This window comes from Sphaerochaeta sp. (assembly GCA_022482495.1).
Taxonomy (GTDB): Bacteria; Spirochaetota; Spirochaetia; order Sphaerochaetales; family Sphaerochaetaceae; genus RUG023.
In genome coordinates this window covers 189,775-206,231 of the sequence record JAKVPA010000003.1, presented here as the reverse complement: position 1 = coordinate 206,231, position 16,457 = coordinate 189,775, and the positions used below count along the sequence as shown (strand labels likewise).

18 protein-coding genes are annotated in these 16,457 nt (G+C 57.6%); 12 read left to right on the top strand and 6 right to left on the bottom strand.

Annotated elements, in window-relative coordinates; all coding sequences use genetic code 11:
• Positions 1–103: 103 nt before the first annotated feature.
• The 10 genes from gcvPA to LKE28_05055 all read left to right on the top strand — a co-directional run bounded on the left by gcvPA (position 104) and on the right by LKE28_05055 (position 7,852).
• Positions 104–1,420, top strand: a complete 1,317-nt coding sequence (gene gcvPA / locus LKE28_05100; protein ID MCH3907624.1) for an aminomethyl-transferring glycine dehydrogenase subunit GcvPA — start codon at positions 104–106, stop codon at positions 1,418–1,420.
• On the top strand, positions 1,417–2,847 hold the full coding sequence (gcvPB, locus tag LKE28_05095; protein MCH3907623.1) for an aminomethyl-transferring glycine dehydrogenase subunit GcvPB: 1,431 nt from the start codon (positions 1,417–1,419) through the stop codon (positions 2,845–2,847). Before gcvPA ends, gcvPB begins: the two co-directional genes overlap by 4 nt.
• A 40-nt stretch (positions 2,848–2,887) precedes the next feature.
• Positions 2,888–3,118, top strand: a complete 231-nt coding sequence (locus LKE28_05090) for a hypothetical protein (GenBank protein MCH3907622.1) — start codon at positions 2,888–2,890, stop codon at positions 3,116–3,118.
• Between the two features lie 49 nt (positions 3,119–3,167).
• Positions 3,168–4,289, top strand: a complete 1,122-nt coding sequence (locus LKE28_05085; GenBank protein ID MCH3907621.1) for an amidohydrolase family protein — start codon at positions 3,168–3,170, stop codon at positions 4,287–4,289.
• A gap of 97 nt (positions 4,290–4,386) precedes the next feature.
• Positions 4,387–4,590, top strand: coding sequence for a hypothetical protein (locus LKE28_05080; GenBank protein MCH3907620.1), 204 nt, complete (start codon positions 4,387–4,389; stop codon positions 4,588–4,590).
• A 1-nt stretch (position 4,591) separates the two neighbouring features.
• Entirely contained in the window at positions 4,592–5,509 is a 918-nt protein-coding gene (gene cdd / locus LKE28_05075; protein ID MCH3907619.1) for a cytidine deaminase, read from the top strand.
• Positions 5,506–6,513, top strand: a complete 1,008-nt coding sequence (locus LKE28_05070; GenBank protein ID MCH3907618.1) for a phospholipase D-like domain-containing protein — start codon at positions 5,506–5,508, stop codon at positions 6,511–6,513. Before cdd ends, LKE28_05070 begins: the two co-directional genes overlap by 4 nt.
• On the top strand, positions 6,497–6,754 hold the full coding sequence (locus LKE28_05065; GenBank protein MCH3907617.1) for a phospholipase D-like domain-containing protein: 258 nt from the start codon (positions 6,497–6,499) through the stop codon (positions 6,752–6,754). The genes LKE28_05070 and LKE28_05065 overlap by 17 nt, the downstream gene beginning before the upstream one ends.
• Position 6,755: 1 nt before the next feature.
• Entirely contained in the window at positions 6,756–7,268 is a 513-nt protein-coding gene (locus LKE28_05060) for a hypothetical protein (GenBank protein MCH3907616.1), read from the top strand.
• Positions 7,265–7,852 carry a hypothetical protein gene (locus LKE28_05055; GenBank protein MCH3907615.1) on the top strand — a complete coding sequence of 196 codons (588 nt, stop codon included), beginning with the start codon at positions 7,265–7,267 and terminating at the stop codon, positions 7,850–7,852. Before LKE28_05060 ends, LKE28_05055 begins: the two co-directional genes overlap by 4 nt.
• On the opposite strand, the gene LKE28_05050 is transcribed toward LKE28_05055, so the two are convergent.
• Positions 7,827–8,273 (bottom strand): RpiB/LacA/LacB family sugar-phosphate isomerase, encoded by a 447-nt coding sequence (locus LKE28_05050; GenBank protein ID MCH3907614.1) that lies wholly within the window; start codon positions 8,271–8,273, stop codon positions 7,827–7,829. The genes LKE28_05055 and LKE28_05050 overlap by 26 nt on opposite strands.
• Before the next feature lie 90 nt (positions 8,274–8,363).
• Between LKE28_05050 and LKE28_05045 the strand changes: the two genes are divergently transcribed.
• Complete coding sequence (locus tag LKE28_05045; protein MCH3907613.1) at positions 8,364–9,995, top strand: putative manganese-dependent inorganic diphosphatase; 1,632 nt, start codon at positions 8,364–8,366, stop codon at positions 9,993–9,995.
• A 74-nt stretch (positions 9,996–10,069) separates the two neighbouring features.
• On the top strand, positions 10,070–12,508 hold the full coding sequence (locus LKE28_05040; protein ID MCH3907612.1) for a glycosyl transferase: 2,439 nt from the start codon (positions 10,070–10,072) through the stop codon (positions 12,506–12,508).
• Here LKE28_05040 and LKE28_05035 read toward each other — a convergent pair.
• From LKE28_05035 to LKE28_05015, 5 genes are all read right to left on the bottom strand, one after another.
• Positions 12,483–12,746, bottom strand: coding sequence for a thioredoxin family protein (locus LKE28_05035; GenBank protein ID MCH3907611.1), 264 nt, complete (start codon positions 12,744–12,746; stop codon positions 12,483–12,485). The two genes, LKE28_05040 and LKE28_05035, sit on opposite strands and share 26 nt — an antisense overlap.
• Positions 12,747–12,831: 85 nt before the next feature.
• The gene (locus LKE28_05030) at positions 12,832–13,803 is read right to left on the bottom strand and encodes an ABC transporter permease (GenBank protein MCH3907610.1); all 972 of its coding nucleotides are present in this window, start codon (positions 13,801–13,803) and stop codon (positions 12,832–12,834) included.
• Positions 13,800–14,867, bottom strand: a complete 1,068-nt coding sequence (locus LKE28_05025; protein MCH3907609.1) for an ABC transporter permease — start codon at positions 14,865–14,867, stop codon at positions 13,800–13,802. The genes LKE28_05030 and LKE28_05025 overlap by 4 nt, the downstream gene beginning before the upstream one ends.
• Positions 14,864–15,667, bottom strand: coding sequence for an ATP-binding cassette domain-containing protein (locus tag LKE28_05020; protein MCH3907608.1), 804 nt, complete (start codon positions 15,665–15,667; stop codon positions 14,864–14,866). The genes LKE28_05025 and LKE28_05020 overlap by 4 nt, the downstream gene beginning before the upstream one ends.
• A complete protein-coding gene (locus tag LKE28_05015) occupies positions 15,667–16,389 on the bottom strand; it encodes an ATP-binding cassette domain-containing protein (GenBank protein MCH3907607.1) in 723 nt (240 codons plus the stop codon). The genes LKE28_05020 and LKE28_05015 overlap by 1 nt, the downstream gene beginning before the upstream one ends.
• Positions 16,390–16,457 lie beyond the last annotated feature (68 nt).

Here is a 16,457-nt window from a genome sequence, read left to right as displayed (position 1 = left end):
AGAACGCGATGAACCCTCAAAAGGGGTGCATCGGATGATATGGTAATGTGACGCCGTCGGTGTTTCGACGGCGTTTTTTATGTGAAGAGGGGAAGGGATTTGTATGGTATATCCGTATATTCCGCATACTGATGAGGATCGGAAGGCGATGCTGGACGCCATCGGAGCGGGAAGCATCGAGGAATTGTATCGGGACGTAGGGGAGGATATTCTCCTTTCCGACAGCGTGCCGATCAGCCAAGGACGAAGCGAAGACGAGGTGATCCGGATGCTGGAGAGCATCGGGACGCGCAATCAGCGGGGCGTGCCGTTCCTCGGGGCGGGATGTTACGACCACATCATCCCGGCTGCGGTGGACGCCATATCCCATCTTCCCTCGTTCCTGACGGCAAACGCGCCTTCCCAGGAGGAGATCAGCCAAGGATTGCTCCAGGTGTTCTTTGAGTTCCAGAGCATGATCTGCCAGATCACCGGGATGGACGCGTCCAACGCCTCGACATATGATGCGGCCAACGCGCTCACCCAAGCCGCAGGCATCTGTCTTGCGGCACGAAAGGGACGGCATACGTTGTTGGTCTCCCCGACAATCCATCCGTTTGCCTTGTCCGTGCTCAGAACGTGGGCTTCCCACACCGACCATGTTCTGGTGATGCTCCCCCAAGCCGATGGGCTGTGTGATCTTTCCTCTCTTGAATCCGCGCTTTCGGATGACGTGGCCGGGGTGTTGGTCCAGAGCCCCAACCGGTATGGCTTTCTGGAGGATTATACCTCTGTGGCCGAAACGATGCATAAAGCGGGGGCGCTGTTGTGCGTCTCCTCCGACCCCATGTCGGTGGGACTGCAGAAAAGCCAACGGGAATGGGGTGCCGACATCGCCGTCGGGGACACCCAGCCGTTCGGCCTTCCCATGTCGTTCGGCGGTCCTTCCTGCGGATACCTTGCCGTGACGAAACCGCTTTCCGCCTTTCTCCCGGGGGTGGTCGTCGGACAAACCAAGGATGAACGAGGAAAACGGGCGTTTGTCCTTGCATCCCATACCAATGCGGACACCAACAGCCTGGCGGCATTGAGGACGACCGTCTATCTCTCTCTCGTCGGATGGCAAGGGGTGAAGGACGCCGCGTGGCAGTGTTACGTCAAGTCCCATTACCTGCAATCCAATCTTGCCGAACTGGGAGGTGTGGAGCTTGCCTGGGATCATCCATTCTGGTGTGAGTTCCCCTTGCGGTTCCATGACGCCAAGCGGATGCGCAAATACATCCAGGAGCTTCGCAACGAGGGTCTCTTCGCCGGGGTGCGGCTCCAGGCGCTGACGCATCAGCCGGAGGATGAGCTGGTGCTTCTCGTCTCCGTGACGGAAAAACGGAGCAGGGAGGAGATGGAAACCTATCTTGCCGCCGCGCGGAGGGTGCTCAGATGAGTGAACGACTTTTGATCGAACTGTCCAAGCCAGGACGAAAAGCGTACAGTTTCCCACCGATGGACCTTCCCCGTGGATTCGAGAAGACGGTGGATCCGCTTCCCGCAGATCTGGTGCGAACCACAAAGGCGCTGTTGCCCGAGGTTTCCGAACTGGATGTCGTGCGTCATTTCACCCGGCTGTCCAACCTGTCCTACGGGGTGGATGAGGGGATCGACCCGCTGGGCGCCTGTACGATGAAGTACAATCCCAAGGTATCGGAAACGGTGGATGGCATGCCGTCCCTTACCCAGATGCATCCCATGCAGGATACCGCTTCCACCCAAGGGTGCCTGTCGTTGATGTATAACCTTCTGGAAGACCTGTCGTCCATTACCGGAATGCGTTGGGGTACGCTCCAAGCCTGTTCCGCCCTCCATGGCACGTGCATCGGGCTGAACGTCATCCGGGCGTGGTTGCGTTCCCAAAACCAGACGGAACGAAACACCGTTTTGGTGAGTGACGTTGCCTCTCCCGCCGAATCAGAAGCCGCGCGATGCAGGGGATTCGTTGTACGGATGGTGAAGACGACCCCCAAGGGCCAGCTGGACCGGTCGGATCTCTCCACCCAATTGGATGCGTCGGTCGCCGCCGTGGTGTTGTCCAATCCCAATGCGCTGGGACTGTTTGAAACGGAAACCCGATCCATCGCCTCGATGGTCCATCAGGCCGGAGGGAAACTGTACTACGACGGGGTGAACTTCAATGCCTTGATGGGAATGGCGACGGTGCGGGACATGGGCTTTGACCTGGTGCATCTGGACCTGCAGAAAACCTTCGCCGCTCCCCATGGGGGTGGCGGTCCCGGGGCTGGGGCGGTATTGGTCAGTGATGAGCTGGTTCCTTTCCTCCCCAAACCGGACATTGTTTTGACGGAGAACACCTATGCGCTGGATTGGACCGGGGACCGCACCATCGGCAAGAGCTGCGTGTTCTGGGGAAATTTCCTGGTACTGGCCCAGGCGTACGTCTACATTCTTCGGATGGGGAGTGATGGGCTAAGGGCGGCGAGCGCCCATGCCGTGCTGAACGCAAACTATCTGCTTTCCTTGTTGAAAGACCAGTTCGATCTTCCGTTCGGCGATCGGTGCATGCACCAGTTCGTCGTCAGTTGCAAAAGCCTGAAGGAACGATACGGCATCTCCGCCCGGGACATCGCCATGGCGTTGATCGAGCGGGGCTACCACCCACCGACACTGGGATTCCCCGCTTCTGTGGAGGAAGCCTTGGTGTTCGAACCGACGGAGAGTGAAAGCGTGGAGACGCTGGACAAACTTGCCAAGACGATCAAGGAGATCATCCAGAAGGGCACTGCGGATCCCGCATGGATCCACGGATGCCCCCATCATACCGTTGTTGGACGTTTGGATGGCTCGTATGGTGCCTGATGAGATACACGCTTCGGGATTCCTATGCTATACTTGAAACATGCAGAACCTACTCATTCAAAATGGACTTTTGGTGGATACCGAATGGACACGGCACGCCGATGTCCTGGTACAAGGATCGAAAATCACCCATATTTCGACGCACATTGACGAGACGGAGGTGCCTGCCGGCACGCAGATCGTCAACGCCCACGGGCTGTGCCTGCTTCCCGGCCTGATTGACGCCCATACCCATTATCATCTGGTCAGCCGGGGTACGGTGACGGCCTGACTCGTTCGTCGAGGGAAGCCAGCTCGCCGCGTTCGGCGGGGTGACCACGGTGATTGATTTCGCCGATGATGACAAGAAGGGGCATTTGGAAAAGTGCGCCTCGGAGCGGATCGGAGCGATGGACAAGGAGATGGCCATCGATTTCTCCATCCACCAAGGGGTGTACGCCTGGCGGGACACGCTGGAGGATGAACTGTCCGATCTGAAGGATCGGGGCGTCCGGGTGCTGAAGATGTTCACCACGTACAAGAACGTCGGGTACATGGTGGAGAAGAAAGAGGAACTGAGGAAAGTGTTCGCCTTGGCGAAGAAGCTGGGCATGATGATCTGCGTCCACTGCGAGGATGACGCCATGATCCAGAAGATCAACGCATCGTACAAAGGGCCGTATGATCCTCCCGCACACGCCGTGCTCCGCCCCAGCGAGGTGGAGGCCAAAGGGATCGAAACGGTCGGCATGATCGCCCACGATCTGGAGATGCCGCTGTACATCGTTCACCTTTCCAGCAAGAAAGGTCTGGAGATGGTGCGCAAGCTTCGTGACATGGGCACGCGGATCATCGTGGAGACGACGCCGACGTACCTGTTCTTGGACCGCAGCAAGCTGGAAGGTCCGGATGGCGCCCTGTATGTGATGACGCCTCCGCTTCGGGACAAGGAAGACAACGAGGCGTTGCAGCAGGCGGTGTTGAACGGGGAAATACAGGTCATCGCGACGGACCATTGCTCGTTCACCCGGGAGCAGAAACTTTCCAGCAAGGATTGCCGCACCATCTATCCGGGTATCCCGGGAACGGAGGAGTTGCTTCCTTTGGTACATACCTTTGCCGCCCATTCCGGGAAGATCGGGCTCCAGCAGGTGGTCAACCTGCTGTCCACCGGACCGGCAAAAGCGTTTGGTCTGTATCCCCGCAAAGGGGCCATCAAGGTGGGAAGCGACGCGGACATCGTCCTGTTCGATCCGGATGAGGCATGGACGCTGAGCAAGGAAAGCACCCATAGCGCGGCGGGATATACCCCGTATGAAGGCGTCCAAGTGCTGGGCAAGGTGAAGTTCACCTACAACCGTGGTCGCCTGGTGATGGGGGATTCCATCTATCTGGGGATTCCTGGCAATGGCAAATTCATCGCCCAAGGGGAACCGGCGCATCTGACGACGATGATGCACTGAGATCGTTGCGCCTTGGAAAGACAGGTTTCCCCTGATGTGGGGAAACCTGTTGTCGTTTGGAGGAAAAATCCGTACCATACCAGAAGGAGTTGAAGCCATGCGGGGAGTTTTGCTTGCGATGGACGGGGTCTTGGCAGACACCTATCCATTGTATCAGGAATGTGTGCGTCGGTTGTTTCAGGACCTCTTTTCCGTCACGCTTCAGGACGATGAGCTTTCTTTCGTCATCCGTATGGAAGTGATGGTACGGCGGATTGCCTTGAGCCGGCATCTCTCGCTGGATCGTGTCCCCTGTCTCTGATATGCTGAACACCACCTACGCCGGTCTTTGTGGCACGTTGGCGCTGGATCCCGGAGCCCGGGCGTTCATCGGACACTGTCAGGAAGCGGGAATAAGGATCATGCCGGTCTGCCGGCAGAACAAGGTGGTGGCCCTCCTGACGTTGAAGGCCCTTTCGTTCTCCGTGCCGTCCAGCGGGCTGGTCGCGGCACAGGAAGCGGTTCGCGCCAAGGATCTGCATCGGTTCATCGCAGCCGGCCTGGGGCTGGATGTATCCGACTGCCTGGTGGTGGAAGGAACGGAGGAAGGAATCCGAGAGGCAAAACAGGCCGGATTCGTCACCGGGGCGGTTACGTCGTATGTGGATGCGAAAACCGCCGAGACTGCGGATTTCATCATCTCCTCATTGGAGGCCGTCCAAGCGTTTCATACTCCCGAAGCATTCGCCACGGCGATTTCTTCATTGCGGGGAACGGCCAAAGCGGTACGCTATGGCCATTCGTTGGTCGTCCCCTCCAAACCGCTTCAGGATCATGAGACGTTGGTTTCCCTGACCCGGAAAGCTGCGGAGCAGGCGTGGAAGCATGCCTACTGTCCGTATTCCCATTTCCCTGTGGGTGCCGCGCTGGTCAGCGCCGCGACGGGACGGATCTATCAGGGATGCAACGTGGAAAACGGCAGCTATGGCGCGACGATCTGCGCCGAACGGAACGCCATCCTTTCGGCCATCGCCCAGGAAGGGGTCATCGGCATCGATCTGTTGGTGGTCGTCTCCGATGACAATCCTCCGGCACCCCCGTGCGCCCAGTGCCTCCAGGTACTCTCCGAGTTCTCCCGGCCTGAGACGGAAGTGCATCTGTTCTCCATTGACGGCATGATCCATCGCGTCTACCGCTTCGGTGAATTGCTCCCCCATCCCTTCGTTCTGGAGCAGTCATGAGAAAAGTTGTCGTCTTCCTGTGCGTCGTCCTGTTGACCGGATGCGCCTCGACCCGTTCCATGCTCAAGGCCCCGTATTCCGATCCTTCCGTGCCGGTAGAGGAAAAAATGGATGCCATCGGACTGACCAAAACCCCGATTTCCCAACCGACGGTATACCGCGATGGCAACGCGTGGATGGAGCGGGTCATCCAGTTGGTCTCCACAGCGAAGAAGTATGTGGTGCTTACCTCCTTTCTTGCCTCCGACAGCGAGGAGTGCAGGGAACTGTACCAGACGATCGTCGCCAAGGCGAACGAAGGCGTGCCGGTCTATTTCCTGGTGGACGGCATCGGGCTGTTTGACATGACGGAGAGCCGTTATCATCTGGTGCCGCTCGTGTATCTGAACGATACGCCGGTCCATTTCCTGGAATTCAGTCCGATGAGCACCTCCCGGCTGACCAGCCTGGGCAACCTGTTGTACCGATACCACCAGAAGGTGGTGATCATCGATGGAGAGACGATGGCCATCGGTGGGATGAACCTGAACTATATTTCCATCGGGGCGAAAGGGAAGGATCTCCAGCGGGACACAATGTATGAGTTCCACAGCCCGATCGCCATCAAGGAATTCCTCACCTGGTTCACTGACTGGTGGAATACGTACAGCTGGGATCGGATCGCCCCTGACGCGTTTCCTGTTCCACAGGAATTCCCTGATGATTCCCCGACGCTGGATGCCTGGTTCATTAACCAGGTCCCGGGAAAGAATACGCTGGCGGAGACATACGGCGCCTTGATCGCCAGCGCCAAGGAGCGCATCGAAATCCTGCCATTCCTTCCCGCGTTGGACGAAAACATGAAGAGAGCCATCTCCGACGCGATCGCCCGGGGTGTGGAGGTTTCCATGGTGATCTCCTACGACCCCCGTACGGCGGACCGCTGGATGTATCTGCCGCTCCTCCAGATGGGTGTGAAGATGCGCCTTGGAGACGGAACAGACGGATTTGGGATTGTTGCATGAGAAACTGATGGTGGTCGATGGCCGGTACGTGGTCTTCGGTTCCAGCAACTTCAACTACCGTTCCATGGCGCTTTCCTATGAGTCCGCCATGGTGGTGGATGATCCCCAGATCGCCCAGGAAGCCCAGCGGCATTTCCAGAAGCTGTACGATGGCGCGGTGGAGGTCTCTCCCGAAGAAGCGTCCAAATGGCGGACGCTGGACCGGTATCTGATGCATCTGATGATGACCGTGGGAGGCTGAGATGAGAAAACGCTTGGTGATGCTTTCCTTGTTAATCCTCTTCAGCGTCTTGCCGGTTTTCGCGCGGAGTTTCGGCTATTCCGTCTCGTATGGCGGAGAGCAACGGATCACGACGTCGTATCGTTCCGGAACGTTGGGATTGGTGTACCAGCCTTGGGAACGGGAGTTCCTCAATCCTGCCGTGACGCTCCAGACGAGTGTGGGGGAGAATCCCGAGGGACAGCTTTCCGTCACCTCAACCACCCTGGTTCTGGATGCCGACCTGTTTCGGACGCTGAACCATCCGTTCTGGTTTGTCGCCCACAACAGGATCGCCTATGACCCGTCCGTCGGAGTGGGGGTACAGATGCGGTGGGATGAACAATTCCGGGCGACCCTGTACCTGACGGCCAGTCCGATCAAATTCAGTCAGCCTGATTTCCTGTACGAGGCGCTCAGCCCGTTTTTCACCTATGATTCCACCGGATGGAGGTGGGGGGTGGCCCTGTTCCGGTTCACCTTCCTGTTCCTATGAAGCAGCGTCGTATTTGGTTGTCCATCGTGCTTCTCGTTGTCGCTTCCGCCCTCTGGGCCGGGGATATCGGCGCGTTTGATTTTGGCATTACGCTGGGAACGCGGGACCACGTCTTTGAGAAGCAGTATGATACGTCCCAGGTTTCCATCCAGTATGGCATCACCATGGGATTCTCTCCGTTCTATGAGTTTGACGTGGTTGCCACCAGCGAGGTGATCCCCCGGTTCTTTGCCGATGCGCCACAAATGCAGTTCTTGGTTCAGCGTTCCCTGCTTGGATTCCGCAACAGTGGAACCGATGTGGCCGGCATGGGCTTCAACATGATGCTGGGTGGCGGCATCGGGTTCTCCCGGTTCAATCCGGAAGGACGATACACGCTGACCCATCTGCTTGTGTCGTTCACTCCGATCATGGCGGGATCCCCGTCGTTGGGAAAACGGGAACGGTTCCTGTCGTTTACCATCGCGTTGAACATGTACACCCAGCAGGTCAGCCTGTACTTCGATCTGATGGTGGATGATTTCTATCTGGTGGGGACGTACCGCGACCACCGGCTTCCTACCAGTGTTTCTCCAGCGCCATGATCTTCTCCACCCTCCGTTCGTGTCTGCCGCCTTCAAACGTGGCGTCGACGAACGCGTCCAGCATCTTCACCGGATCTTCCTGGTAGGCGATTCTTCCCCCGAAGGCGATGAAGTTGCAGTTGTTGTGCTGTTTCGCCTTTTCGGCGGCGTAGATGTTCTGCGGCAGGGCGCACCGGATGCCGTCCACTTTGTTGGCGCTGATGGACACCCCGATGCCGGTTCCGCAACAGACAATGCCGAAGTCGTATCCCCCTTTCAGATACTCATCCGTCGCCTTCTTCGCCATGTCCGGATAATCGACGGAGTCCTCGGTGAACACGCCCAAATGGTTCACCTCATATCCCCGTCCCCTGAGGTGGTCGGCCAACCGTTTTGCCAGCTCCACCGCTCCATGGTCATTGGCGATGACGACTTTCTTCATCTCTCGTTCCTCCAGTTGTCAAGGTAACGCAAATTCGGTTGGCTGAAAAGAAGAAACGGGAGTAGTATGGAGGAAAAGGAGTGTTTTCCCATGGCTGACATCTTCATCACCGGGCATCGTAACCCGGATATGGACAGCGTGTGCAGCGCATACGCCTATGCCTATCTGAAAAACCATCTGAACCCTGAAAACCGGTACATCCCAGTCCGGTGCGGAAACCTGAATGACGCCACCAAGGCGCAGTTTGAGCGGATCGGAATCCAGCCGCCCGCCTATCTGAAGGATGTGCGGTGCCGGCTCTCCACCGTGGTGCGTCGCGGCGAGCCGTGCCTTGACATTCATGATCCCGTCTACCAGTTGATCCCTTTGTTTTCCAAAATGCCGTCGGCGGTGAGTGTCCTGGAACAAGGCGAGTTCAAGGGAATGCTTTCCGTGGATGAGGTCAACCGGTATTTCCTCCATGAGAACAGCGGGCAACGGCCGGAGTACCACATCGTCATCGACAATATCCCCAAGGTGGTGCGAGGACGGTTTCTCCATCGGGGAAAGGTGAATACGTTTGAAGGCCCGATCGTTGTCGGAGCGATGCGGTTCGCCGTCTTCAGCCGGTATCTGGAAGCGTTGGACGGTCCGCATACCTTGTTGGTGGTGGGGGACCGGGAAGAACACATCCGCAAGGCGATGGAACGGCATGTGGCCTGCATCATCATCACCGGCGTGGAGAAAGGAATGACGGCGGATGTGGACTTCTCTTCGTATGATGGTTCTGTATACGTGAGTGATGAGGACACCAGCGAGACGCTCCGGCTTCTCCGGCTTTCCGTGCCCATCAGCCAACTGATGGACGAGGATCCTCCCCACCTTGACGGGGACATGCTGTTTGATGAGGCGAAGAACATGCTGGCGGCGAGCAAGTATCGGGGCATGCCGGTCTTCCAGGAAGGGAAGTGGATCGGATTCGTCACCCGCAGATGCTTTCTGGAACGACCTCGGACGAAAGTGATCCTGGTGGACCACAACGAACGGGAACAGAGCATCCCCGGGGTGGAGGAAGCGGAACTGATGGAGATCATCGACCATCATCGGATGGGAAGCCTGAAGACCCCCAATCCGATCTACATCCTCTGCGATCCATTGGGATCCACCTGCACCATCGTCACCACGTTGTACCAACGCCTCGGAGTGGACATCCCCCCGGATGTCGCCAAGGTGTTGCTCTCCGGCATCATTTCCGACACCGTCATCCTGAAGAGTCCGACGACGACCGACGTGGACCGGGCGGCGGTGAAGTTGCTGTGCAGGGTGGGGAATGTGGAGAGTCTTGAACGGTTCGCCAATGAGATGTTCTCCACCGGCGCGACGTTGGAAGGGAGGGATCCGCTGAAACTGGTGCAGACCGATTTCAAGGAGTACCAGGAGAACGGCAAACACTTTGGCATCGGGCAGTGCGAAGTCACCACGCTCTCTGATGTGGACGAATACAAGGATGCGTTGTTCGGCGCTCTGGAGACGGTACGGCAGGAAAACAAGCTGGATTTCGTCCTGTTGATGATCACCGACGTCGTCCACGAAAACAGCGTGCTGCTTTCAGATGGCCTTTCCCGGTATGAACCAAAGCTTGCCTATACCAAGGAGAGTGACCACAAATTCCTCCTTCCCGGGGTGCTGTCGAGGAAAAAACAGCTCCTTCCGGAAATTCTTCGGGTTTTGGAAGAAGGTTGAGCGGATTTTGCTGGCAAAACCCCAAAAGTGTGTTATATTGTTCGTACAGTGTTCGAACTAACTAGAGGCACCAGATGCGCTATGGATTCTTTGATGACGAAAAACGGGAATATGTGATCGAGCGGCCGGATACGCCGTATCCTTGGATCAACTATCTTGGGCAGGAAAACTTCTTTACCCTGATCTCCCACTTGGGAGGAGGGTATTCGTTCTACAAGGACGCCAAACTGCTCCGCCTGACGCGGTACCGGTACAACAACGTGCCGACGGATGCCGGAGGGCAGTATTTCTACATCAACCATGGCGGAGACCTGTGGACTCCCAGCTGGATGCCGGTCAAGGCGAAGCTTGACTCCTATGGGTGTCGGCATGGGCTGGGGTACACCATCATTCATGGGGAGCGTGGCGGACTCTCCGCCACCCAGACCAGCCTGGTCCCGCTGGGCGCCGATGCCGAAGTGACCCGTTTGCTTCTGGAAAACAAGACGGATACGCCGGTGGATTTCACGCTGTTCTCGTTTGTGGAATTCTGCCTGTATGACGCGTTGGATGACATGACCAATTTCCAGCGGAACTATTCCACCGGGCAGGTGGAGGTGGAAGGGTCGGTCATCTACCACAAGACGGAGTATCGGGAGCGGCGGCGGCACTACACGTTCTATGCGGTCAATGCCCCCATCGACGGATTCGATACCGACCGGGAATCGTTCATCGGCCTGTACAACGGCTTCGGGGAACCGCAGGTCCCGAAGAAGGGGTGCGCCTCCAACTCCCTGGCGCTGGGCTGGTCCCCCGTTGGATCGCACATGATCCGGATTCACCTGGAACCGGGCCAGAAACGCTCCCTCCTCTTCGTGCTGGGATTCGTCCAACTGGAGAAAGACCAGAAATGGGAGAAGGAGAATGTCATCAACAAGAAACCAGCGAAGGAGCTGGCTGCCCGTTTTTCCACCGACGCCCAGTTCGACCAGGCGATGGACCAGCTGAAAACGTATTATGACTCTCTGCTGTCCCATTTCCAGGTGAAGACTCCGGATCCCATGTTTGACCGGGAACTGGACATCTGGAACCAGTACCAGTGCATCGTCACCTACCACATGTCACGTTCCGCCAGCTACTTTGAGAGCGGCATCGGACGGGGCATGGGATTCCGTGATTCCAGCCAGGACCTGTTGGGCTTCGTCCACATCCTCCCCCGCCTGGCGCGGGAGCGGATTTTGGACATCGCAGCCACCCAAAAGGAAGACGGATCGGCGTACCACCAGTATCAGCCGCTGACCAAACGGGGCAACAACGCCATCGGCAGCGGGTTCAATGATGATCCCCTGTGGTTGATCTACGGGACGGCGGCATACGTGAAGGAGACGGGGGATTTCTCCATCCTGAAGGAGATGGTGGCGTACGACAACAACCTGGAAAAGGCGAAGCCGCTGTCCGACCACCTGGTCCGTTCGTTCCACCATGTGACGGACAACCTGGGGCCGCATGGGCTCCCGCTCATCGGCCGTGCCGACTGGAATGATTGTCTGAACCTGAACTGTTTCAGCGAGGAACCGGGAGAACCGTTCCAGACGACGGCCAATTTTGAGAGTGGCAAGGCTGAATCGCTGTTCATCGCAGGCCTGTTCGTCGCCGTCAGTGATGATTACCGGTACCTCTGCCGTAGGGAAGGCTTGATGGACGAGGAGGCGTTCGCCCTGCGTTCATCCCAGGCGATGCGATGCGCCGTGCTGGAGAGCGGATGGGACGGGAAGTGGTTCCTCCGCGCCTATGACGCGTTCGGAAACAAAGTGGGGAGCCATGAGAACACCGATGGGCAGATCTACATCGAGAGCCAAGGAATGTGCGTGATGGCCGGCATCGGGCTGGAGAACGGCTATGCCTCCAAGGCGCTGGAGAGCGTCGCACTCCGCTTGGAGACCCCCTGGGGCATCTCGCTCCTCGATCCCCCGTATCAGATCTACCACAAGGAACTGGGCGAGGTGAGCTCGTATCCTCCTTCCTACAAAGAGAACGGCGGGGTGTTCTGCCATAACAATCCATGGATCATCATCGCGGAGACGATGCTGGGACATGGTGGGCATGCCTATCAGATCTATCGGAAGATCACGCCGGGGTATGGGGAGGACCGTAGTGAAATCCATCGGCTTGAGCCATACGCCTACGCCCAGATGGTTGCTTCAACCTACGCCAAAAAGCCGGGGGAAGCCAAGAATTCATGGCTCACCGGCACCAGCAGCTGGGCGATGTACGCGGCAAGCCAGTACCTGATGGGCGTGCGTCCCGACTTCGATGGCCTGGTGGTCGATCCCTGCGTCCCGGCTCCTTGGAAACACTTCGAGATCACCCGGCTCTGGCGTGGCGCCAGCTATCACATCGTCGTGGACAACCCGGACGGTGTGGAGAAGGGAGTGGCCAGCGTCACGTTGGACGGCAAGAAAGCGAATACAAAACTTCCCGTCCTGGGGGACGGGAAGGTCCACGAAGTCATTGTGCGGATGCGTCGATCATGATGGCCTGTACCTTTTCTTTGGTGCAGGCGCCTTCATGGACTTTCTTTTCATCCACATAGAACGTCGGGACGTAGTAGTAGTCGTAGGTATCGGCCAAGGCCGGTTGTTCGATTTCATCAATCATTTCGATGGGAAGGTCGGCCGTCTCCGGCTTCTCTTTCCGTGTCTCGTCAATCCATTTCAATGCCGCCCGGCAGTACGGGCAACCCGGTTGATAGAATAATTGGACTTTTTTCATAGGTCCTCCTTCCTGAGAGATGCGAAAAAACAGGAAAAGAGGCAAGCGGGACAGTACGGCCGCGGGTTTTCCGCGGCCGTAACGCTCATTTGTCGTCGATGGCGAACGAGGTGCCCAGGGCGGATGGGGACGCGAAACTGCCCCGTTTGTTCTGGTTGATGATCGTCATCGCGGCAAGCACCACGATGGTGATGAAGTACGGCGCGATGGCAAGGAACTGCGTCGGAATGACCATCTTGAATCCCGCCGCCTGCAAGCTGAACTGCAGACTGGTGATGCCGCCGAACACCAGCGTCCCGATGGCCACCTTGGCCGGGTTCCATCCGGAGAAGATCACCAGGGCGATGACGATCCAGCCTTTGCCTCCGGTCATGTTGTTGTTCCAGCTGGGGGTGAACGCCAGTGACAGACACGCTCCGCCCAGTCCTGCGAGCGCCCCACCCAAGGTGGTGTACAGGTACCGTACCTTGGGGACGGAGATTCCCATCGCCGCGGCGGTGCGGGGATTTTCCCCGACGGCGCGCAGCGACATCCCATACTTCGTCTTGTACATGAAGAACGTGGCCAGCGGCAGCAGCAGGTACAGGAAGTAGGTGAGCAGGGTGACGTTGAACAGCGCGCCCAGAATGGGGATCCGGGACAGCCCAGGGATGGTGAGGTTCTCAAACCGGGTGGGAAGGTTCATGCCGGCCAGGTTGTAGTTGTTGGTCGCCGGTCCGAGCCGCTCGCCCAGATAGTTCGCCAGTCCGGTGCCGAACATCGTGATGGCAAGACCGGAAACCACCTGGTTGGCCCGCATGGTGATCGTCAGGAACGCATGGATCATCGAGAGTGCCGCGCCGGCAAGCATGGCGACGAGGATTCCCAGCGCCAGACTGGATGTAAAGTAGACGGTGGCGAACCCACTGAGGGCTCCCATCAGCATCACGCCCTCCATGCCGAGGTTAAGGATGCCACTCTTTTCCGTGAAGACCTCGCCGAGCGTGGCGTAGGTCAGTGATGTGCCCATGGCCAGCGTGACGGCCAGCAGATTGGTGATGAAATTGATCGTGTTCATGCCGTGGCCTCCTTTTCTTTGGTCCTGATGCACCGAAGCCGATAATCAGTGAAGATCGAGCCGCCGAGAAGCGGCAGGAGGATCAAGCCCTGCAGCACGTCGCCGATGGACGCGGAGAGGTTCATGATCTTCAACGCGTCACTTCCCGTCTTCAACGCCGCCATCAACAGGGAGACGAGAATGGAACCGAACGGATTCAGCCCTCCCATCCAGGCGATGATGATGCCGGTGAACCCATATCCGTTGTCGATTCCTTTTGTCAGCTGGTGCATCACGCCCGCCGACTGCAGACCGCCGGCAAAACCGGCGATGCCTCCGGAGATCAACATCACGATGATCATGTTCTTTTTCAGGGATACGCCCTGACACTGGGCAGCGAACGGATTCTTGCCGATCATGTTCAGCTCAAAGCCCCACTGCGTCTTGTACATGATGAAGTACATGACGAAGACGAGGATCAGGGCGTAGATCAAACCGTAGGAGATTTTGCCCCACAGGGAGGGAAGCCATCCGTACGGGGGGTACATCACCGTCCCCATGTTGCCCCGAGGCGCCTTCCACTTGTTGATGTACAGCCATTCGGCGATACCGATGGCGATATAGTTCATCATCAAGGTGGTGAGGTTCTCATCCACCTTCCACTGGGCTTTCAGAACGCCGGGGATGCCACCCCAGAACGCGCCGAACAGAATGGACATCACCAATCCGACGGGGAGCAGCAGGGAATGGGGAACACCCGTCCAGAACTGCATCACCCAGGTGATGCCGATGGCTCCGAACACGTACTGGCCTTCGGCGCCGATGTTCCAGAACTTCATCTTGAACGCGATGCCCACGCCGAGTCCGCAGATCAAAATCGGAATGGCTTCCCGAACGGTGTATTGGAATTTGGTCTTCGAGCCGAACGCGCCGCGGATCATTGCGGCATAGGCATCCAACGGCCTGGCGCCGCTGATTCTCAGGACGATGGCCCCAAGGAGGAACGAGACCAACAGGGAGACGATCGGCACCAACAACGTCATCTTGGATGAACGTTCGTTGCGCTTCTCAAGCACCAATCTCATGCGTCACCTCCCTGCACACCGGTCATCATCAGTCCGATTCTCTGCGTCGTCGCGTCCTTCACGTCCAGCACCCCCATCACTTTTCCTTCAAACATCACGGCGATACGGTCGGCTACCATCTGAAGTTCTTCCAGTTCCTCGCTGACCAGCAGAACGGCGGCCCCGCCATCCCGTTGTTTGATCAGGTTCTGCCGCACCGCCTCCGTCGCGCCGACGTCAAGGCCGCGGGACGGATACACGGCGATCAGAATGCCGCCGCAACTGTCAATTTCCCGGGCAAGGATCAACTTCTGGATGTTGCCGCCGGAGAGGAACTTCGCCGACGTATCCTGGGTGGGTGTCTTGATGGTGAAGATGCGGATCAGTCGGTCGGCAAAGGTGCGGAGCAACCCACGTTTGATCACCTTGTGATGGGAAAGCTCGTCGGTCCGGTATTTTTTCATGGCGAGGTTCTCGCCAACGCTCATATCCCCGACAATCCCCATTTTCCCGCGGTCGGCGGGAATATGGGAGACGCCTGCCTTGATGATCTCAAGGGGAGTGTGGTTGGTCATGTCCTTCCCGTTGATCTTCACTGTTCCGCCAGTCACGTGCCTCAGCCCGGTGATTGCTTCGGTCAGTTCCTGTTGGCCGTTGCCCGCCACTCCCGCGATGCCAAGAATTTCTCCGCCATGCACCTGGAGCGAGACATCTTCCAGAACGTTCCGGTCGGAACCAACCTTCTTGATGGTCAGATGATCCGTCTCCAGCCGCACATCCGTCGGTTTGTAGGGGACCGCGGTCCAACGTGAACAGCACATCACGGCCTACCATCATGTTGGCCAGATCTTGGATGCGCTTGATGCTCTTGGTGGGGACGACATTGATGCACGTGCCTCTGCGAGGACCTGCACCGTATCGCTGAACTCCAGCACCTCGTCCATTTTGTGGGTGATGAAGATGGCGCTTTTCCTTCAGCGAGCATTTTCTTCAGAATTTCATTCAGTTCCCGGCTTTCTCCAGGGGTCAATACCGCGGTTGGCTCATCAAGGATCAGAATGTTCGCACCACGGTACACCAGTTTGAGAATCTCAACCCGTTGCTGTTCTCCCACCGTCAGATCCTGGATATAGGCGTTCGGGTTGACGGACAATGCGTACTTGTCCGAAATGGCGGTGATGTTTCGTTTGATTTCGTCCAGCGGAGGTACGACGGGCAGATCCTTGATGCCCAAAATGATGTTCTCCGCGACGGTCATGTTCCCTACCAGCATGAATTCCTGGTGGACCATGCCGATGCCCAGTGCCATGGAATCCTGGGGATTTCGGATGTCCGCCCGTTTGCCGTTGATGTAAATCTCCCCGCCATCCGGCCGGTACAGGCCGACGAGCATGTTCATCAACGTGCTCTTTCCCGCACCGTTTTCTCCGAGAAGCGCAAGCACCTCTCCTTGATGCAGGGTCAGATTCACTTGGTCATTGGCGAGCACACCGGGGAACTTTTTGGTGATGTTCACCATCTGAACGACGATTTTTTGTTCCATTCTGGGTCCTTAGCCGGATATCGGCGAAGAAAAAGAAACAGGGGCGGCCTGCACCCCTGTTTCGTGGA